At 67.6% G+C, this 17801-nt stretch carries 20 protein-coding genes, 4 tRNA genes and 1 riboswitch; of the genes, 5 read left to right on the forward strand and 19 right to left on the reverse strand.

Features of this window, described 5'->3' with window-relative positions; translation table 11 throughout:
* Positions 1-15 precede the first annotated feature (15 nt).
* The 5 genes from trpC to hisI form a co-directional block, all read right to left on the reverse strand.
* Positions 16-837, reverse strand: coding sequence for an indole-3-glycerol phosphate synthase TrpC (trpC, locus tag ACFQQD_RS09080; RefSeq protein ID WP_378088493.1), 822 nt, complete (start codon positions 835-837; stop codon positions 16-18).
* Complete coding sequence (locus tag ACFQQD_RS09085; RefSeq protein ID WP_378088495.1) at positions 837-1109, reverse strand: HGxxPAAW family protein; 273 nt, start codon at positions 1107-1109, stop codon at positions 837-839. The genes trpC and ACFQQD_RS09085 overlap by 1 nt, the downstream gene beginning before the upstream one ends.
* 94 nt (positions 1110-1203) lie before the next feature.
* On the reverse strand, positions 1204-1803 hold the full coding sequence (locus ACFQQD_RS09090; protein WP_378088497.1) for a Trp biosynthesis-associated membrane protein: 600 nt from the start codon (positions 1801-1803) through the stop codon (positions 1204-1206).
* Positions 1800-3419, reverse strand: coding sequence for a chorismate-binding protein (locus ACFQQD_RS09095; RefSeq protein WP_378088500.1), 1620 nt, complete (start codon positions 3417-3419; stop codon positions 1800-1802). The genes ACFQQD_RS09090 and ACFQQD_RS09095 overlap by 4 nt, the downstream gene beginning before the upstream one ends.
* A complete protein-coding gene (gene hisI / locus ACFQQD_RS09100; protein ID WP_378088502.1) occupies positions 3412-3846 on the reverse strand; it encodes a phosphoribosyl-AMP cyclohydrolase in 435 nt (144 codons plus the stop codon). The genes ACFQQD_RS09095 and hisI overlap by 8 nt, the downstream gene beginning before the upstream one ends.
* Positions 3847-3885: 39 nt before the next feature.
* Between hisI and ACFQQD_RS09105 the strand changes: the two genes are divergently transcribed.
* A complete protein-coding gene (locus ACFQQD_RS09105; RefSeq protein WP_378088504.1) occupies positions 3886-4608 on the forward strand; it encodes a maleylpyruvate isomerase family mycothiol-dependent enzyme in 723 nt (240 codons plus the stop codon).
* Here the strand turns inward: ACFQQD_RS09105 and ACFQQD_RS09110 are convergent.
* From ACFQQD_RS09110 to ACFQQD_RS09175, 14 genes are all read right to left on the reverse strand, one after another.
* Positions 4605-5372 carry a GNAT family N-acetyltransferase gene (locus ACFQQD_RS09110; protein ID WP_378088506.1) on the reverse strand — a complete coding sequence of 256 codons (768 nt, stop codon included), beginning with the start codon at positions 5370-5372 and terminating at the stop codon, positions 4605-4607. The two genes, ACFQQD_RS09105 and ACFQQD_RS09110, sit on opposite strands and share 4 nt — an antisense overlap.
* An 88-nt stretch (positions 5373-5460) precedes the next feature.
* Positions 5461-6231 (reverse strand): imidazole glycerol phosphate synthase subunit HisF, encoded by a 771-nt coding sequence (hisF, locus tag ACFQQD_RS09115; protein WP_378088509.1) that lies wholly within the window; start codon positions 6229-6231, stop codon positions 5461-5463.
* 45 nt (positions 6232-6276) lie between these two features.
* Positions 6277-7128: an ATP phosphoribosyltransferase gene (gene hisG / locus ACFQQD_RS09120; protein WP_378088511.1), complete on the reverse strand. Its 852-nt coding sequence runs from the start codon at positions 7126-7128 to the stop codon at positions 6277-6279.
* A gap of 61 nt (positions 7129-7189) precedes the next feature.
* The gene (locus ACFQQD_RS09125) at positions 7190-7453 is read right to left on the reverse strand and encodes a phosphoribosyl-ATP diphosphatase (RefSeq protein ID WP_378088513.1); all 264 of its coding nucleotides are present in this window, start codon (positions 7451-7453) and stop codon (positions 7190-7192) included.
* A 69-nt stretch (positions 7454-7522) separates the two neighbouring features.
* Positions 7523-7990 carry a 6,7-dimethyl-8-ribityllumazine synthase gene (gene ribH, locus ACFQQD_RS09130; protein ID WP_378088515.1) on the reverse strand — a complete coding sequence of 156 codons (468 nt, stop codon included), beginning with the start codon at positions 7988-7990 and terminating at the stop codon, positions 7523-7525.
* Positions 7987-9303, reverse strand: coding sequence for a 3,4-dihydroxy-2-butanone-4-phosphate synthase (gene ribB / locus ACFQQD_RS09135; RefSeq protein WP_378088517.1), 1317 nt, complete (start codon positions 9301-9303; stop codon positions 7987-7989). Before ribB ends, ribH begins: the two co-directional genes overlap by 4 nt.
* The gene (locus ACFQQD_RS09140; protein WP_378088519.1) at positions 9300-9953 is read right to left on the reverse strand and encodes a riboflavin synthase; all 654 of its coding nucleotides are present in this window, start codon (positions 9951-9953) and stop codon (positions 9300-9302) included. The genes ribB and ACFQQD_RS09140 overlap by 4 nt, the downstream gene beginning before the upstream one ends.
* Before the next feature lie 55 nt (positions 9954-10008).
* Positions 10009-11166 carry a bifunctional diaminohydroxyphosphoribosylaminopyrimidine deaminase/5-amino-6-(5-phosphoribosylamino)uracil reductase RibD gene (ribD, locus tag ACFQQD_RS09145; RefSeq protein WP_378088521.1) on the reverse strand — a complete coding sequence of 386 codons (1158 nt, stop codon included), beginning with the start codon at positions 11164-11166 and terminating at the stop codon, positions 10009-10011.
* On the reverse strand, positions 11156-11887 hold the full coding sequence (pnuC, locus tag ACFQQD_RS09150; protein WP_378088523.1) for a nicotinamide riboside transporter PnuC: 732 nt from the start codon (positions 11885-11887) through the stop codon (positions 11156-11158). Before pnuC ends, ribD begins: the two co-directional genes overlap by 11 nt.
* Positions 11888-12038: 151 nt before the next feature.
* Positions 12039-12183: riboswitch (FMN riboswitch) on the reverse strand.
* Between the two features lie 123 nt (positions 12184-12306).
* A complete protein-coding gene (rpe, locus tag ACFQQD_RS09155) occupies positions 12307-12996 on the reverse strand; it encodes a ribulose-phosphate 3-epimerase (protein WP_378088525.1) in 690 nt (229 codons plus the stop codon).
* A complete protein-coding gene (locus ACFQQD_RS09160; RefSeq protein WP_378088527.1) occupies positions 12993-14627 on the reverse strand; it encodes an RsmB/NOP family class I SAM-dependent RNA methyltransferase in 1635 nt (544 codons plus the stop codon). Before ACFQQD_RS09160 ends, rpe begins: the two co-directional genes overlap by 4 nt.
* Positions 14624-15646, reverse strand: coding sequence for a methionyl-tRNA formyltransferase (fmt, locus tag ACFQQD_RS09165; protein WP_378088529.1), 1023 nt, complete (start codon positions 15644-15646; stop codon positions 14624-14626). Before fmt ends, ACFQQD_RS09160 begins: the two co-directional genes overlap by 4 nt.
* A complete protein-coding gene (gene def / locus ACFQQD_RS09170) occupies positions 15643-16200 on the reverse strand; it encodes a peptide deformylase (protein ID WP_378088531.1) in 558 nt (185 codons plus the stop codon). Before def ends, fmt begins: the two co-directional genes overlap by 4 nt.
* On the reverse strand, positions 16197-17150 hold the full coding sequence (locus ACFQQD_RS09175; RefSeq protein ID WP_378088533.1) for a cytochrome: 954 nt from the start codon (positions 17148-17150) through the stop codon (positions 16197-16199). The genes def and ACFQQD_RS09175 overlap by 4 nt, the downstream gene beginning before the upstream one ends.
* Positions 17151-17330: 180 nt before the next feature.
* Between ACFQQD_RS09175 and ACFQQD_RS09180 the strand changes: the two genes are divergently transcribed.
* The 4 genes from ACFQQD_RS09180 (at position 17331) to ACFQQD_RS09195 (ending at position 17755) form a co-directional block, all read left to right on the forward strand.
* Positions 17331-17404, forward strand: a tRNA-Gly gene (locus tag ACFQQD_RS09180).
* Between the two features lie 18 nt (positions 17405-17422).
* Positions 17423-17493 (forward strand) — tRNA-Cys (locus ACFQQD_RS09185).
* Positions 17494-17560: 67 nt separating this feature from the next.
* Positions 17561-17632: transfer RNA gene (locus tag ACFQQD_RS09190), tRNA-Val, on the forward strand.
* A 46-nt stretch (positions 17633-17678) separates the two neighbouring features.
* Positions 17679-17755, forward strand: a tRNA-Gly gene (locus ACFQQD_RS09195).
* Positions 17756-17801: the final 46 nt, after the last annotated feature.

A 17801-nucleotide genomic window follows, 5' to 3' on the forward strand; every position in this document is an offset into this window, starting at 1 on the left:
ATCTATCCGGCGTGCTCAGCGGCGCACAGCCGTCGACGCGGCCCGAAAGTCGCGGATGGCCCCGACCGGGTCACCATGGCGGACGAGGGCCTCGCCCACGAGAACCGCGTCCGCTCCGTCTCGAGCGTAGCCCGCCACCTGCTCGGCTCCCTGCACTCCCGATTCGGCGACCCGGACCACGCCCTCGGGCAGATGGGGGGCCAGCGTGGCGTAGTTCTCCGGGTGGATCTCGAGCGTCTTGAGGTTGCGCACGTTGACGCCGACGATCTTCGCGTCCACCGCCACGGCACGCTCGATCTCCTCCGGCGTATGAGCCTCGACGAGGGCGTTCATGCCCAGCTCGTGGGTGAGGTCGAGGAATGCTGCCAGTTGGGCGTCGTCGAGAGCGGCCACGATCAACAGCACCAGATCGGCACCGTGGGCGCGAGCCTCATAGATCATGTACTCATCGACGGTGAAGTCCTTTCGCAGCACGGGGACATCCACCGCCGCCCGGACCGCGTCCAGGTCGGCCAGGGATCCCCTGAAACGTCGGGACTCGGTCAGCACCGAGATCGCGGCGGCACCGCCGGCCTCGTAGTCGCGAGCCAGTTCCGCCGGTGAGGCGATCTCTGCCAGCGCGCCCTTGGAGGGGCTGGAGCGTTTCACTTCGGTGATCATGCGCACGCCCGCAGGATCGGTGCGCCCCCCGGACAAGGCGGCATAGGCATCGCGGGCCGGGGACCGTCGAGTGGTTTCGGCGGCGCGGTCGCGGATCCGTTCCAGCGACACCTCGCTGCGGCGGACCTCGAGGTCTTCACGGACCCCGACGATGATCTCGTCGAGAACAGTCGTCATCAGTGCGCTGGAGGCTGGGCATGGCCCTTGGTGCCGAAGCCGGCCTTCTTCATGATGAACCCGGCGATCAGACCTGCCACGGCCACGACGATCCCGGCGATGTCCAGGAAGAACAGATCGGCCAGCAGACCGATCATGACCAGGACGAAGCCCGCAATGACCAACAGCACCAGAGTCCAGGCCGCGGGCGAGTTGCCGTGACCCAGTGGCTCCGCGTGGGTCGGGTCGTTGAGGACGAGGTCGTCGTCGGAGGCGCGGTACGAGGTGGTCATGGACCGTCCCTTTCGTGGATGCCCGCACGCCCATGGTGCGGCAGCTGCTCAGGTCTTCCCCTCATTCTGCCACGGACGGACCGCCGCCGACGCCTTACGTCGGGTCGGAGCCCCGGCTCAATTCGTCCCACGCGTCGATGGCCGTGGGCTCGGTCGCTGGTGTCGCTGTGCCGGCTGCTGTACCGGCTGCTGTGCCGGCTGGTGCGGCCGAGGACGGAGTCACCTCATAGCGTCGGTTGACTCTCCATCCGCGGCCGAAGATCAGCACGGCGACGCCGCATAGCCCGAGTAGGACGCCGCCCACCAGCGTCAGCCACGGCCACACGGTCACCGCGTAGGCGCCGGCGTCGGCCGTCATGCCACTCGTCTCCGATACCTGCGGCCGGGCGGCCGCGGCCGGGTCCAGCACGGCCTGCAGAGAGGCCCACACCGTGGCGAGTCCGGCCAGCATCAGCAAGACCGACGCCACCCATCTCCCCACCCGGCGTGCCATCGACAAGGCGATCCCCCCGGCGAGTCCCACGAGCGCCATGGCGGGCACGACGGCGGCCGCTTCGTTCCCCGAGGTCGTCACCGAGGTGCCCGGCAGCCCGGGGATCTGCGACGAGTGGATCCACGTCTGCGCGCCCGTGCCCAGGATGATGACCCCAGCGGCCAGAGCCCAGAGTACGGCGGTGCGTCGTGTGAGGTTCATGAGTTGTCCTTGCTCTGCACCGTTCGCAGCTGTCCCGCCGCGAGCACGGCTCGCATCGGGGCGCTGGACTTCGTCACGGTCTCGGCGGCCTCACTCTCGGGAACGGAGTCGGCCACGATGCCCGCCCCCGCCTGAACGTAGGCGGTGCCGTTCATCAGGGTCGCCGAGCGAATGTTGATGGCCATGTCCATGTTGCCGGCGAGGTCGAAATAGCCGACCACTCCCCCGTACGGGCCCCGCTCTTGAGGCTCCCACTCGTCCAGCAGCTGCAGTGCCCGCGGTTTCGGGGCACCCGACAAGGTCCCGGCCGGGAACGCCGCGGCCAACACGTCCAGCGCATTGTGTCCCGGCTCCAACTGTCCCTCCACGTGTGAGACCAGATGCATGATGTGGCTGAACCGCTCGACTTCCATGAACTGGGTCACTGACACGGTTCCCGGCCGGCACACCTTGGACAGGTCGTTGCGCGAGAGATCGACGAGCATCAGGTGCTCGGCGCGCTCCTTCTCGTCGTTGACCAGGGACTTCTCGTTCAGGTGATCCTCCTGCACCGAGGTCCCTCGCGGGCGGGAGCCGGCGATCGGATGCGTGATGACCGATCCGTCGTTCACGGTGACCAGCGCCTCCGGTGAGGATCCCACGATCTGGTACTGGCCGCCGTCGGGCTTCTCGAAGGTGAAGAGGTACATGTAGGGGCTGGGATTCGTGGCCCGCAGCACGCGGTAGATGTCCAGCCCGCTGGCCGTCGTCTCGGTGGTGAACCGGCGCGAGACGACGATCTGAAAGACCTCGCCGTCGACGATCGCCTGTTGCGCCTTGGCCACGGCGTCCAGAAAGCCTTCGTGGGTCCAGGAATCGTGCACGTGGGCGGCGACTTCCATGTCCAGCCAACCCGGCGGGGCCGTCGATACGGGGTCTTCGGCACAGTCAGCGGGACCGGTGGGGCCAGTCGGACCGGTCGGACCGGTCGTCAAGCGATCGAGCATCGAGTGCAGGCGATCGACGGCGTCGGTCCACGCTTCGTGCGCTCCCGAGGCCAGGCCGTTGTGGTTGATGGCATTGGCGACCAGCGTGACGGTCCCGTCGACGGTGTCATGGACGGCCAGGTCGGTGATGAGATTCATCGCCAGCTCGGGCAGTCCCAGATCGTCCGGCGGTGGAGACGGCAATCGTTCCCATCGGCGGACCGTGGGCCAGCCGAGGAAACCCGCCATCCCGGACACCAGATTCGGCAGATCCTTCCCGACGCCGTCACGCACGTCCGTGGACAGCACGTCCAGGGTGGTGCGCAACACCTCGATGGGGTCACCGTCCGTGGGAACGCCCGCCGGCGGGTCCCCCAGCCACTGGGCGGTGGCCGTGTGGTGGTCACCAGCACGCGTCGTCAGGGTGGCCGCGCTTCCCGCGCCGATGAAGGAGTAGCGGGACCAGACTCCGCCTTGGGCCGCGGACTCCATCAGGAACGTGCCGGGTGCGTCGGCTCCCAACCGGCGGTAGATGCCCACCGGAGTCAGACCGTCGGCCAGCACGGTCAGGGTCACAGGGATGACCCGGTGCTGGGCGGCGAGCTCTTCGAATTCCTGGGCCGACGGGGTGACGGCGCCGAGTTCACGCATTCGTGGGGGTTCCTTCGGCGGATTCGGTGGAAGCAGGACGAGCCAGCGGCAGCATGCGCCCCTCGAAACAGGTGCGGGTGCCGGTGTGGCACGCAGCACCGGTCTGGTCCACCTCGATCAGGAGCGTGTCCCCATCGCAATCCAGCGACACGGAGACCACCTCCTGGATGTGACCCGAGGTGTCCCCCTTGCGCCAGTACTCCTGCCGGGACCGGGAGAAGTAGGTCGCCCGTCCGGTGGTGAGGGTACGGCGCAGGGCCTCCTCGTCCATCCAGCCGAGCATCAGCACTTCACCGGTGTCGTGCTGCTGCGCGATGGCGGCCACGAGTCCCTCCGGCGTCTTCTTCAGACGTCGTGCGATCGAGGGGTCGAGGGCGGGAGTGTTGGTGATGGTGTGAGTGCCGTGGGATGCGGCGGGGCTGTCCATGGTGAACCAGTCTAGGCTCCGTGTAGCGTTGGCACTGTTATGGGCAAGCAATCTGACCAGACCTCCACGAGCGACTTCACCGCGGCATCTCGCGACGCCCTGGTCGAAGCCCTGCTGGCTGCCGGTCCGGGGAAACCGACCCTGTGCGACGGCTGGAAGAGCGAGCATCTGGCAGCCCACATCGTCCTCCGGGAGAGTTCGCCGCTCGTCGTCGGCCTGGTCCTGCGCCCCCTGGCACGAACCTTGGAACGCCGGACCATGGCTCTCGGCGATTCCGCCTCCTCGCCCCAGGCCTACCAGGAGTTGGTCTCCCGGATTGCCGCCGGCCCTCAGCCGCCGAAGAAACTCTCGCAGTTGTCCGGGGTGTCGCGCCTGCAGAATCATCCCCGCACTGCCCGTCTCTCGGCCACGATCCAGAACTCGCCGGCCGCTCGGCGCGCCGCCCAGGCGTCGAACCTCTTGGAATTCTTCGTTCACACCGAAGACCTCCGGCGTGCTCAGCACCGGTGGGCTCCGCGCCACCTGGCCGACGCCTACGCCGATGCCCTGTTCAACGAGATCGCCCGCCGTGCCCGACTGATGTATCGAGGAGAGTCCACGGGAATCGTCCTGGCCCGTAGCGCCGGCCACCGTGTGGTCGACCGGGTCGTGGCGCGCAAGGCCGCCGACGGACAGCAGACGCGGACCATCGCCGGACCCGCCGGAGAACTCGTGATGCACGCGTTCGGCCGGCGGGACAACGCGCTCGTCCTCGTGGACTAGACCGGCATCGTCAGGTAGCGGTACCGCGCCACGGGGATGAATCCGGCCGCTTGGTACACCGACAGGGCCCGGGTGGACCGCTCCCCGACCTGCATCCACGCGCCGGAGACTCCCAGCCGCAGCAGATGGTTGAGGATCGCGTCCATCACGACGGCGGACAGTCCTTGCCCGCGCAGATCCTCCCGCACCCACAGTGCGTAGATTCCGGCATAGGTGCCGGAATCTACCCCACGTCGTTCACTTCGTTCGCCCGGAACCAGGGACGCCTTGGCCAGGGCGCCGATACGCCCCTGGTCGTCCACGTAGCTGTAGAAGCGGTTCCGTCCCCCACCGAGCAATCGGCGATACACCACCCGGCTCGCAGCATCGACGCCGCCACCGGCGTGGTCCATATACGCGTCGAGCCACTCATCGGTCAGCGTCTCGTTGACCAGCACCCGAGGATCCCACGGGGTGTCCGTCGGGATATTCGCACGGTCCATCCACAGCACCTCGGTGGGCGCGACCTCGACGTAGCCCCGCCGCTCGAGCACGGCGGCCAGTCGCCGCTGGTCCTCAAAGAACTGTGTGGAGTCTGTGTCTGTGCCAGTCTCAGCCTCCTTGTCACCGAGGGGCCGCCACTGCTGAAACGTCGGGGCCAACCACCGCTCGGCGCTGCGTCGCTCGACCTCGTCCACGGCGGCCTCGATCTCTTCGAGCCGCTCGGGCATTGAGGAGGAGACGACGGCGTTGGCACGACGAGTGATCCCCGAGGAGAAGCGCACGAGCCAGCCGCCGACCTCTTGGGATTCGATGGCCGGCCAGCCCCGGGTGGTCAGTCGTTGCAGAGCCCGGGGAGAGATGGAAAGCGGGTTAGCGGACGGGATGACCGGCCTCCCGGATAGCGTGCTTGACCCGGGCGATCATATCCACGGGTCCGAAATGGAAGATCGAGGCGGCCAGCACGGCGTCGGCCCCCGCGTCGACGGCCGGCGGAAAGTGCTCCGGGATTCCGGCCCCGCCCGACGCGATGAGCGGCACCTTGGTCACCGCACGCACCGCGCGGATCATCTCCAGGTCGAAACCGTCGCGAGTACCGTCCGCGTCGATCGAGTTCAGCAGGATCTCCCCCACGCCGAGCTCGGACGCCTGACGACACCACTGGACCGCATCGATGCCGGTGCCCTGCCGTCCCCCGTGGGTCGTCACCTCGAAACCGGAGACGACCTCGGGGTTCGGCGTGCGGCGTGCGTCGAGGGACAGGGTGAGGACCTGCGAGCCGAAGTGCTGCGTGATCTCATTGATCACCTCCGGACGGGCCACCGCGGCGGTGTTGATGGACACCTTGTCCGCGCCCGACTTCAGCAGTCGGTCGACGTCGTTCACGGCACGCACGCCCCCGCCGACCGTCAGGGGGATGAAGACCTCTTCGGCGGTGCGGGCCACCACATCGTAGGTGGTCGCCCGGTCGGCGGAGGAGGCGGTGACGTCCAGGAACGTCAGCTCGTCCGCTCCGGCCTCGTTGTAGCGACGGGCCAGTTCCACGGGGTCGCCGGCGTCACGAAGATCCTCGAAATTGACGCCCTTGACCACCCTGCCGGCGTCAACATCCAGGCAGGGGATCACTCGTACGGCAACGGACATGGTGTGGTTTCCTCGAGATGGGGATAGGGGTGGGGTCCGGACGGTTCAGAGGCGGATGGCGTGAATCGCGGAGACCAGGATGGCCCGGGCGCCCAGGTCGTACAACTCGTCCATGACCTTGTTCGTGTCCTCCTGCTTGACCATGGAGCGCACCGCGACCCAATTCTCATCCTGCAACGGAGAGATGGTCGGTGATTCCAGGCCGGGGGTGACCGCCGTCGCTCGCTCCAACTTGTCCCGGGTGACGTCGTAGTCGATCATTACGTACCGGCGGGCCACCAGGACTCCCTGGAGACGTCGCAGCAGGACGTCCAGGCCGTCCGGGTGCTGGCCCGTCTGACCGATGATGATGGCCTCGGAGCGCATGATGGGTTCGCCGAAGGTCTCCATGCCGGCGGCCTTGAGCGTGCTCCCGGTTTCCACGACGTCAGCGATGGCGTCCGCCACTCCGAGGTTCACCGACGACTCGACGGCGCCGTCGAGATGCACGATCGTCTCCGGCGTGACGGACTGGGTGGCGAGGTAGTCCTCGAGCAGACCGTCATAGCTGGTGGCGATGCGCTTGCCGTCAAGATCACCGAGAGAGGAGAAGCGGCCCACCGGTGCCGCGAACCGGAAGGTGGAGCGGCCGAAGCCCAGCGCCATGATCTCCTCGGCCGAGTCACCCACCTGGGCGTCCTGGAACAGGTCCCGGCCGGTCAGTCCGATGTCCAGGGTTCCCTGGCCCACGTAGACGGCGATGTCCCGGGGGCGCAGATAGAAGAACTCCACCTGGTTGTCCGGGTCCATCATGACCAGTTCCTTGGTGTCCCTCCGCTGGAGGTATCCGGCTTCGCGGAGCATGTCACGGGCGGCCTCGGACAGAGAGCCCTTGTTGGGAACGGCGATGCGCAGCATGGTGCTGGTACTCCTGATGTGGTGTGGTGAGTCGGGAACGGGAAGCAGGCGAGCCGGCCGCTCAGAGATGCTCGTAGACGTCTTCCAGGGTCAAGCCCTTGGCGATCATCATGACCTGCACGTGATAAAGCAACTGCGAGATCTCCTCGGCCGCTTCATCTTTGGTTTCGTATTCGGCGGCCATCCACACCTCAGCGGCCTCCTCCACGACCTTCTTGCCGATGCCGTGGACGCCGGAGTCGAGTTCTGCGACGGTCCCGGATCCCGCCGGCCGAGTGTCGGCTTTCTGGCGCAGCTCGGCGAAGAGTTCTTCGAAGGTTTTCACCCTCTCAGGGTAGTCACCGCTGGAGAGTGAGCTTGACCGGCGCCTTCCTATATGACGTGAGCGATGGCGTCAGCGCAGTGTGAGTTCCGTCAAGACCGCAGCCTGGAATGCCTCATAGCCCTTGTCTTCGCCGGACCCGTCCAGCCCGGCACGGTCGAGGGCCTGTTCCTCGTTATCGCAGGTGAGCACGCCGAATCCGATGGGGGTTCCCGTGCGCACCGATACCTCCACCAGACCATGGGTCGCCCCGGAGCACACATAGTCGAAGTGCGGGGTGCCACCACGGATCACGACGCCGAGCGCCACGATCGCGTCGAAACGTGGCGCCAGGCGTGCGGCCGCCACCGGAAGTTCGAACGTTCCCGGTACCCGGAACTCGGTGATCTCGATCTCCGCCTCAGCAGCTGCCCGGCGTGCGCCGTCCAGCAGACCGTTCATGATGCGCTCGTGCCACTGCGCTGCCACGACGGCGACTCTCAGACCGGCCGTCGTCGTCAGGTGTTCTGCCAGCCCCTGTGGGGCTCCATGTCCGCTCATGCTGTTCCTCCAGTAGATGGTGTCACTGCTGTTGCTACCCCACGCGCGCTCGCCCACTGATGTCCGAGGTCCGCGGAAAGCCGATGAGCCATCCGGTCGCGTTTGGTGGCGAGATACCGCCGGTTGTACTCCGTCACGGGGGCCGGACTCGGGACGATGTCCTCCACGGAGATTCCCGCCCGCTCCAGCTGGTCCGCCTTGTCCGGATTGTTGGTGACCAATCGGATCCTGTCCAGCCCCATGCTGTGCAGTATCGCGGCTGCTGAACGATAACTGCGCGCGTCAGCCGGCAGACCGAGGTGCTCATTGGCCGCCACCGTGTCCAGGCCAGTGTCTTGCAAGGCGTAGGCCCTGACCTTGTTGGCCAGTCCGATCCCGCGTCCCTCCTGGCCGCGCAGATAGATCACCATGCCGCCCTCAGCCATCACCTGTTCGAGGCCGTGGTGCAGTTGGGCCCCGCAGTCACAGCGCTCGGAGCCGAAGACGTCCCCGGTCAGGCACTCCGAATGCAGGCGGACCAGTGGAGCGCGGTCACGTCCAGTCGGCTGTTCCGTGGGCGGCGGCGGAGCCTGCAGCACGATGTGCTCGGTGCCGGCCTCCTCGTCGGGATGGACGGAGACGTCGAAGGTTCCGAATGGGGTGGGCAGTCGCACCGCTGCCGTCGCCGTGGCGCGGCGCAGAGGCTCAGGCGCCACCTGGTCGGCCAGATCCTCGATGGACACCAGGGGGAGGTCATGCTCGTCGGCGAACTGCCGGAGGGCGGGCAGGCGTTTCATCGTGCCGTCGTCGTTCACCAGTTCGGCGATCGCCCCCACTGGAGCGCGGCCGGCCAAGCGGCAGAGCTCCACGGCCGCCTCGGTATGGCCCCGGCGCTCCGCCACTCCCCCGTCCGCGGCGATCAGGGGAAAGACGTGCCCGGGACGGCTGAGGTCGGCCGGCGTGGCCGAGGGATCGGCCAGCATCGCCAGCGTGGTCGCCCGGTCGGCGGCGGAGATCCCGGTGGTGGTGCCGGCGATCGCGTCACACGTGACGGTGTAGGCGGTCCCTTTCGGGTCCTGGTTGCGCTCGGCCATCGGCGGCAGCTCAAGACGCCGCGCGACGTCGGCCGGCATCGGCGCGCAGACAACGCCCGAGGTGTAGCGGACGGTCAAGGCGAGCAATTCCGGCGTCGCCGCGTCGGCGGCAAAGATCAGGTCGCCTTCGTTCTCCCGGTTCTCGTCATCCACCACGACGACGGCCCGGCCGGCGGCCAGGGCGGCCACCGCGGAGTCGATGGGATCGAGGTGCACGGTGTCGGTCTGGATCGGGTTCATCGCGCGGCCACCTCTTCCGCGGCACGGTCGTAATCGTCCCGGCGTGCGGCGTACTTGGCCAGCACATCCACCTCGATGTTGACCAGGTCGCCGACCACTCGGGTGCCCAACGTCGTCGCGGAGAGCGTGGCCGGGATCAATCCCACTTCACACCAGTCGTCGGGGCCATCTGCCGAGGCCGATGTGGGCTCGTTGACGGCGGTCACCGTCAGCGACACCCCGTCGAGGGCAATGGACCCCTTCTCGGCGACGTAGCGGCCGAGCCCGGGCGGAAGCGCGATGCGGACTTGGCGCCAGTCTCCGTGGATCTCGATGCGGCTGATGGTGCCGGTGCCGTCGACGTGACCCTGCACCAAGTGACCGTCGAATCGGCCGGAGGCGGGCACACACCGCTCGAGATTGACGGGGGCTCCTGGCCGCAGTGCCCGCAGTGCTGTCCGGCGAAGCGTCTCGCCGATGGCGTCGACGACCACGGTGCCGTCGTCGATCGAGGTGGCCGTCAGGCAGGTGCCGTTGACGCTGATCGAGCCGCCGATCGGCAGATCAACGGTGGAAGCGGGGGCGTGGATGGTCAGCCGAGCGGCGTCGCGACTCGGCTCCGGCTCGATGACGGTGAGAGTGCCGAGTTCGGAGATGATTCCGGTGAACATGAGGATCCTTCGGGGTCTATGGCAGCGGTCTATGGCAGCGGTCTACAGGGGCCGTCTACACAGCTGCGAGGTGGATGAGGACGTCGTCCCCGAGGCGGCTGATACCGCCGGTCTCTGCGTCGTCCAGCGCCAGGCGCGAGGCCTGACCCAGAGTGGTGCGGTGCGGGAGCTGGAGGCCGGCAGGGCCACTGCCGATGACCAGTGGCGCCTGATAGACGAACATTTCGTCGACCAGCCCGGCGTCGATCCAGGTCGACAGAACGCGCGGGCCGCCCTCGATGAGCAGATGGCCGGGGTGCGCTCCCCCGTGGGGCCACGGCCCTGGAATGCGGGCCAGCCGCTCGAGTACGGCGGCTGGATCGTGGTCGGGGATGTGGATCCACCCGTCGGCGCGGCCCTCCTCCCCTCGGCTCTGTTCACCGAGGCCCCGCTCGCCACGCAGTGCCGCTTCGACCGGGACTCGACGCCGGCCCTGAACGACGGGGACCGGTTGAATTGCTGGAGTACCAGTGTCCGGCCGTGCCGTCAGTCGAGGGTTGTCCGCCAGCACGGTGCCGGTCCCGACGACGATCGCATCGACGCGTCCGCGGACCCGGTGAGCATGCTGCCGGGCCTCGGAGCCGGTGATCCACTGGCTGGTCCCGTCCGCCGCGGCCACGCGTCCATCGAGGGACTGCGCCAGATGCGCCGTGATGAACGGCCGCCCGGTATCGCGGGCCAGGAGCCAGCGACGGTTCAGGTGTTCCGCACTCTCGGCAGCCGGTTCTTCACGCTGCTCTTCACACCGCGCCACGTCCAGGCCGGCGTCGCGCAACCGGGCCGCTCCGCCGCCGTCGGGACCGGTGGGGTCGGCGACCGCATACCGGACCCGGCGAAGACCGGACGCCAGGATGGCCTCCGTGCAGGGACCGGTGGAACCCGTGTGGTCGCAGGGCTCCACCGTGACCCACAGCGTCGCCTCGGACAGTGCAGGCTGCGCGCACTGGTCCAACTGCGCGAAGGCCGCCAGTGCGTCCACCTCGGCATGAGCTGTGCCGCGACCCCGATGGTGACCGGTGGCCACGATGCGGCCGTCAGGTGCGGTGATCACCGCCCCGACGAGCGGATTGGCCCCTCGCGGCCCGCGCCGCGCCTCGGCCACCGCGCGGGCCATGGGCGACTGGGCCGGTGCCGGTGCCGGTACGGGTGCAGGTGCACTGCGGTCAGCGGTCATCAGTACCGCCCGTCCGGACCGTGGGATCCAGCATCACCGTCTCCACTTCCGGTTTCTCGTTCGCCTTGGCGCGAACCCAGACGAAGAATCCGGTCAGCGTGAACGCCCCGTAGAACACATACATGAAGGCACTGGCGTAGTAGCCGGCGCTGAACAGCAGCGGCACGCCCACAACGTCAACCGCGACCCAGACCAGCCAGAACTCGACCCAGCCGCGAGCCATGCCGTACGTCGCGATGAGGGAGCCGACGAAGGTCCAGGCATCGGCCCAGACCGGTTCGTAGGAGCCCATCGCTCGGAAGAGGGGGGTCAGCGCCACGGTGCCCGCAACCATCGCGACAACGATGCCGATGCGGGCCTTGAGTCCCGCCCATTGCGGTGAGATGGCCGTGGCCTCCGCGTCGGTTCCGGCGCGTTCGGCCTTGGAGCGGCGCCACTGCAACCAGCCGTAGACCGAGACGGTGATGAACATGATCTGACGCCCGGCCTGACCCAGCAGATTCACGCTGTCCGCCCCGCCGAACAGGCTGGAGAGAAATACCGTGAGCAGGATGAGGTTGCCGATGATGCCGACCGGCCACGCCCAGATCTTCCGGCGCATGCCGCCCAGGGCGGACGCCAGACCGAAAATGTTGCCGACGACTTCTCTCATCAACAGGCCGCCACCGGCGACCGGGATGTACCAATTGAAGACGTCGACGAGCCACCGCATGAATTCCATGAATCCTCCTTCGGAACGCGGCGGCTCCGGGGGTTCATGCTGCGAATTCGCTGAATCGGTCGGACGGAGGAGAGGTCGGTCTCGTCGAGAGACCTTCGACCGCCTCCTGAGACGGCCTACCTCACTTCGCCCCACCGGAACGGCGGTGCTGCACGTGCTTCTCCCATCCAGACTTTAACTGTCGGTACCGGAATTCCACCGGTTCAACCGTTTGTCGAGCACCACGGGTGTGGGACGACGCGCGGGTCGCGGACTTTGACCGCCGGTTCGGATTTACACCGACCCCGGAGCACGTTGCACACGATTCTGCCACAACGATCGTGGTCGCGTCTGCTCAACACCACGTCGGCTTCTTGTGGCGCAATACGGACTCAGAGCAATACGGACTCAGAGCAATGCGGATTCAGTGCAGTGCTAACTCAGTGCAGCGGAGCCCGGCGCAATTCGTCTATGGCGGCACTCGGATCGTCCGCCCCATAGACGGCGGAACCCGCAACGAACACGTCCGCCCCGGCCTCGGCCGCACGCATGATCGTCTCGCGAGTGATTCCACCGTCGACCTGAAGTGCCACGGGCACCCCGGATCCGTCCAATGCCTCGCGCGCACGGCGGATCTTCGGAAGAACGACATCCAAGAACGGCTGACCGCCGAATCCTGGCTCCACGGTCATCAACAGCAGCAGGTCCAGTTCGGGCAGCATGTCCAGATAGGGCTCGACGGCGGTCGCCGGCTTGAGCGCCATGCCCGCCTGAGCGCCTCGTGAGCGAAGCTCTCGCGCCAGCCGGATCGGTGCCTTGGCCGCTTCGGCGTGGAAGGTGACCGACTCCGCCCCCGCGTCGGCATACTCGGGCGCCCATCGGTCGGCGTCGTCGATCATCAGGTGGAGGTCGAGCGGCAGTTCGGTGGCATTCCGAAGGGCTTTGACCACCGGCAGACCGAGGGTCAGGTTCGGCACGAAGTGGTTGTCCATGACGTCCACGTGCACCGCATCGGCGCTATCGATCCTGCGCAGTTCCTCTGCGAGCCGGGAGAAGTCGGCCGACAGGATTGATGGGTGGATGTGAATCCCGTGGGTGTGGTCGGTGTGATGGGGCATCGCGTGGGTCATGGCTTCTTCCGGAGGAGGGCGATGAACATGGCGTCGGTGGAGTGCACGTGAGGCCAGAGCTGGGCGGTGTTGTTCTGGGTGGTGCCGCCCAGCCCGGCGCTGTCCAATTCGGGGGCGACAGCCGTCAGGCACCCGACGGTGTCGATCAGCTCCAGTTCGGGATGGCGCTTGAGGGCGTCCTGCACCTGAAAGATCGTCTCGGCCGGGTGCGGGGAGCAGGTGACATAGCCGATCACTCCGCCGGGTCGCAGTGCACCGACGGCCGAGTCCAGCAGTTGCCGTTGCAATTCGGTCAACGGCCCCAGATCGGACGGCTGGCGACGCCACCGGGATTCGGGACGACGACGCAAGGCGCCCAAGCCGGTGCATGGCGCATCGATGAGGACCCGGTCGAAGGCCTCCGGCTCCTCCTCACCCAAATCCCGGCCGTCGCCGCAGCGCACCGTCCACGTCTTCTCAACGGACGAGTTGCTTTCTCCGGTCGAGTGGCCGTCGTCGGACCGGCTCTGCGGAACCGCCTTCAGCGCGCGTTCCACGAGCCTGGCCCGGTGCTCCGCCGGCTCGTTGGCCAACACGCTGGCGTTCCGCTGGCGCGCCAGAGCGGCCAGCAAGGCCGCTTTGCCGCCCGGGCCGGCGCAGAGGTCGAGCCACCGTTCCGTTCTGCCCGCAAAGTGTTGGGGGTTGGCTTGGGGGTGGGGTTGAGTGTCCACCGGTGCCTGAACCACCGCCCACGCCGCCAGCTGCGAGCCGACGTCCTGGATGCGGACGGTTCCCTCGGGCACTCCGGGCAACCGGCCGGCGTCGCCACCGTGGTACAGCGCGGAACCGGGGGCCAACGGTCCGAGTTCGGCGCCGGCGTCGAGCACGGGTTGGAGGTCGCCGAGCCCCGGCAGGGCGACGAGATTGACCACCGGCGCAGCGTTGTCCGCCTCGAGTAGGGCCTGCAGCTCGTCAGCCGAGCGGCCGTGGTTGAGCAGCGCCTGACGCACGGCGCGCACGATCCACACGGGGTGGGAGTGCCGGATGGCCAGTGCCTCGTCCCCGGCACCGTTCACACCATCGAGCGGCGCCAACCGCTCCAGCCACGCCTCACGGTCCTGCGCGGACACCCGCCGCAGCACCGCATTGACCAGTCCCGAGGGGCCGGCGCCGATCTGATCGCGGACCAGCGCCACCGTCGAGTCGAGAGCGGCATGGGCCGGAACTCGCATGCCCAACAACTGGTGGGCCCCCAGCCGCAGGGCGTCCAGAACGGGCCGGTCCAGTTGATCCAGGGAACGATCGACGCACTCGCTCAGGACCGCGTCGTAGAAACCCTGGCCCCGTAGGGCTCCGTAGGCGAGTTCGGTGGCGAATCCGGCGTCGCGCTGATCGAGGCGGTGGGCGGCGATCCGCCCCGGCAGCACCAGGTTGGCATACGCGTCATCAACACTGACGGCGGTCACCGTCTCAAAGGCCACCAACCGGGCCGGGTCCGCTGCCCGTTTGCGCTGAGACGGGGCTGCGGCGGAGTACTGACGCTTCCCGCCCGATGTGCCGCGGTTGCGGGTTCGGCCCTGGTGGTCGCGTCTGTCGTCACGCCGGTCGTCACGACTGTTGGGTCGTCGGCGGCCGTTGCCCTGCTCGCTCATCGCGTCCCCTCAATTGGTGCGGTTTCAATGGGTGTGGTTTCGCTCTGGAAGCGGGACCCCTCGGGAAGCCCGCGCGCCCAATCGGCGGCCGACATCAGCTTCTTGCCCGCCGGCTGCACCCGTTCCAGTCGGACCCATCCATCCGCACACCGCACGTGCACCGTGGAGCGAGCGCGCACCACAGCGCCGACGGCCGACCCGGCCACCGGGAGTTCGGAGGCGTCACGTTCCGGCAGGTCCTCCGGGACCGCGCCCACCACTTTCACGCGCACCGGGGGTTCTGCGTCGAGCAGTGTCCAGGCGCCGGGTTCCGGCGTCGTCCCGTTGATCCGGGCAGCGACGGCGGCCGCAGACTGATTCGGATCGATGTAGCCGTCCCGGTGGTCCAGCTTGGGCGCGAAGCTCGGCTCTCCGGACTGTGGCACCGGTTCCGCCGTACCGTCGAGGATGGACGACAGCGTGGACGCCAGCAGCCGCGCGCCGGAGTGTGAGAGGTCCTCCAGGACGTCCCCCGCGCTCTCCTCGGGCCCGACCTCCCGCGTCAATTGCGAGTACACGGGCCCGGTGTCGAGTCCCTCTTCGAGTTGGAACACCGACGCGCCGGTGACCCGCTCCCGGTGGATCACGGCGTGCTGGACCGGCGCCGCGCCACGATAGGCGGGCAAGAGGGAGAAGTGGAGGTTGATCCACCCCTGGCGAGGCAGGGCGAGTCCCGCGGCCGGCACCAGTGCCCCATACGCCACGACGGCGGCCGCGTCCAGATCGAGCGCGGCGATACGGTCCAGGGTTGCCCGCCCGGCATCGCCGGTGAGCCGGGAGGAATGGATGATCGGCAGTTCCAGTTCGGCGGCACGGGCGGCCACCGGCGAGGGCGTGAGCACCCTTTTGCGCCCGACCGGAGCATCGGGACGAGTCAGGACGGCGGCAATGGTGAAGCCGGCCTCCACCAGCGCGTTCAAGGCGGGCACGGCGGTCTGCGGCGTTCCGGCGAAGAGGATGCGTCGATCGGCGTGGGTCATCGGTAACCACCAAAGCTCGAGTTGATCGTTTCAGCGCGCTCGGCATGCGTCGACCCGGTGATGCGGAGATAACTAGGATCCCGGAGTTTGCGCCGCGAGTCCTTGCGCTCCTCGCCCGACAATCGGTCGATGTACAGCCTGCCGTCGAGATGGTCGAACTCGTGTTGGAAGCAACGAGCCGTCAATCCCTCGCCCCGGTAGGACACGGGGTTCCCGTCCTGGTCGACGCCCGTGATCACCGACTCGGAGAAGCGCTCGGGGTGGTACCGGAGACCGGGCACGGACAGGCATCCCTCCCCTGGTTCGGTCACCAGCTCGCCGCTGGTCTCCAGCACGGGATTGATGACATGGCCGCGCTGCCCCTCGACGTCGAAGGTGAAGATTCTCAGCCCCACGCCGATCTGTGGGGCCGCGAGCCCCACTCCGCCGACGTCGTCCATGGTGTCGAACATGTCTTGAACCAGGCGACGCAGATCCCGCCGCCCATCACGAACGGGGTCCGCGACGGTGCGTAGCACGGGATCGGGGACGGTACGAACGGGCAAGACAGTCACGGCGCCAACCTTATCGGTGATGCGTTGACCGATGTTGCTTCGTGCGGTACCTGAGTTTCGTGCGCTGCGTGAGTTTCGTGCACTGCGTGAGTTTCGCGCACGTCGGCCACGGGAGGCGGAGGACCGATGGGACGCAGTGGAGGGCCGGCGCTGTCCGCTGCTTGGGAGTATCCCCACACCTGACGCAGTGACCAGAACTTGCGCCAGTAGTCCGGCAACACCTGCGGATTGGCCTGATGGGCGACGACCTCCGTCTGGCCCAGTGCCACCCCGAGCAGCAGCGGGGCCTCTCCGAAGCGCCACGGCTCCCAGGTGCCCGCCGCGGGATCGACGAGCGATTCCTCGGCCTTCAGCCCCGCGACCAGTTGCATGACGACTTTGGCGTCCAGCGGCTTGACCCGCCCGTCGCGTGTGGTCCCCTTGGTCTTGTAGTCGATGATGCAGGTGCGTCCGCCAATGGAGGCCACCAGATCGAGCGTGCCCGCGTAGCCGACCGTGCTGTTCCAGATGGTCACCTCGGTCGCCAGGGGCCGCACGTCATACAGATCCCACCATTCATCGAACCGGTCTGCATACGCCGCCTCACCTTTCTCGGTCAGCACGGCGCGGGCCTCGGCCGCAGTGTGGGGTTTGCCCATCGTCCGCAGCCCGACCTGCTCGGCATAGTGGTGGACCCGGTCCCCCCGGGCGGCGGCCTCGTCCCGGAATCGCTCAGCGGCGGAACTGGCCTGCCGAGCGACCGTCTTCAGTTGCGGCCTCGACCCGACGACCTGAGGCAGCCGAGGATCCTCGATCACTGCGGTGGCGGCGAGATGGCTCGCCCAGCCGCTCAGGTCCGTATTCTGCTGCGCGATCACCGTGGTGATCGACGGAACCTCGGGGACACCCGTCAGGCTTCGCGCGTACATGCGGCCATATTCGGTTTGGTGTGCGAGGTGAGGTTGCGTCATGGTCATCTATTCTCCCACCGCTCCGGACACGATAAGGAGCACGATGAGAGGCACGATCAGGGGACACGATCGGTGGACACGCGCTGACCGGGTTCGATTGGACGTTCCCCTGGCCGTGCACTACAGTGATCTCTCGTTGGAAATCACGGTGACTGGTTTTTCCGGTCACCGGTTTTCTGTGCGGATGTAGCTCAGTTGGCTAGAGCGCCACCTTGCCAAGGTGGAGGTCGCGAGTTCGAATCTCGTCATCCGCTCGCAAGCCTCCATACCCTGGTGGGGTGGCCGAGAGGCGAGGCAACGGCCTGCAAAGCCGTGTACGCGGGTTCGAATCCCGTCCCCACCTCGCATCGGTGTTCATCCGCTAGGATGGAGCCTGCATCTCAGACGTTCCGGTTCGCCGGAGCCGATGGGCGCGATTAGCGCAGCGGTAGCGCGCTTCCCTGACACGGAAGAGGTCACTGGTTCGATCCCAGTATCGCGCACGGACGGAACTCCCCTTGCGGGGTTAGCCAGTTCCGGTCAGTTCCTGCGGATGTAGCTCAGTTGGCTAGAGCGCCACCTTGCCAAGGTGGAGGTCGCGAGTTCGAATCTCGTCATCCGCTCCAATTGCTTCAGACGAGGCCCGTCACTGCAGTTTTCTCACAGCGGCTC

The organism is Citricoccus sp. GCM10030269 (genome assembly GCF_042665635.1).
Lineage (GTDB): Bacteria > Actinomycetota > Actinomycetes > Actinomycetales > Micrococcaceae > Citricoccus.

Bases quoted from the DNA above. Each gene is read 5' to 3' on its own strand.
- ACFQQD_RS09105 (WP_378088504.1), top strand. From the start codon at position 3,886: ATGGGCAAGCAATCTGACCAGACCTCCACGAGCGACTTCACCGCGGCA.
- rpe (WP_378088525.1), bottom strand. From the start codon at position 12,996: ATGACCCACGCGATGCCCCATCACACCGACCACACCCACGGGATTCAC.
- pnuC (WP_378088523.1), bottom strand. From the start codon at position 11,887: ATGGAATTCATGCGGTGGCTCGTCGACGTCTTCAATTGGTACATCCCG.
- hisI (WP_378088502.1), bottom strand. From the start codon at position 3,846: ATGGACAGCCCCGCCGCATCCCACGGCACTCACACCATCACCAACACT.
- fmt (WP_378088529.1), bottom strand. From the start codon at position 15,646: ATGACCCACGCCGATCGACGCATCCTCTTCGCCGGAACGCCGCAGACC.
- ribD (WP_378088521.1), bottom strand. From the start codon at position 11,166: ATGACCGCTGACCGCAGTGCACCTGCACCCGTACCGGCACCGGCACCG.
- ACFQQD_RS09085 (WP_378088495.1), bottom strand. From the start codon at position 1,109: ATGACCACCTCGTACCGCGCCTCCGACGACGACCTCGTCCTCAACGAC.
- ACFQQD_RS09095 (WP_378088500.1), bottom strand. From the start codon at position 3,419: ATGCGTGAACTCGGCGCCGTCACCCCGTCGGCCCAGGAATTCGAAGAG.
- ACFQQD_RS09175 (WP_378088533.1), bottom strand. From the start codon at position 17,150: ATGACGCAACCTCACCTCGCACACCAAACCGAATATGGCCGCATGTAC.
- hisF (WP_378088509.1), bottom strand. From the start codon at position 6,231: ATGTCCGTTGCCGTACGAGTGATCCCCTGCCTGGATGTTGACGCCGGC.
- ribH (WP_378088515.1), bottom strand. From the start codon at position 7,990: ATGAGCGGACATGGAGCCCCACAGGGGCTGGCAGAACACCTGACGACG.
- ACFQQD_RS09140 (WP_378088519.1), bottom strand. From the start codon at position 9,953: ATGTTCACCGGAATCATCTCCGAACTCGGCACTCTCACCGTCATCGAG.
- ACFQQD_RS09090 (WP_378088497.1), bottom strand. From the start codon at position 1,803: ATGAACCTCACACGACGCACCGCCGTACTCTGGGCTCTGGCCGCTGGG.
- hisG (WP_378088511.1), bottom strand. From the start codon at position 7,128: ATGCTGCGCATCGCCGTTCCCAACAAGGGCTCTCTGTCCGAGGCCGCC.
- ribB (WP_378088517.1), bottom strand. From the start codon at position 9,303: ATGAACCCGATCCAGACCGACACCGTGCACCTCGATCCCATCGACTCC.
- trpC (WP_378088493.1), bottom strand. From the start codon at position 837: ATGACGACTGTTCTCGACGAGATCATCGTCGGGGTCCGTGAAGACCTC.
- ACFQQD_RS09160 (WP_378088527.1), bottom strand. From the start codon at position 14,627: ATGAGCGAGCAGGGCAACGGCCGCCGACGACCCAACAGTCGTGACGAC.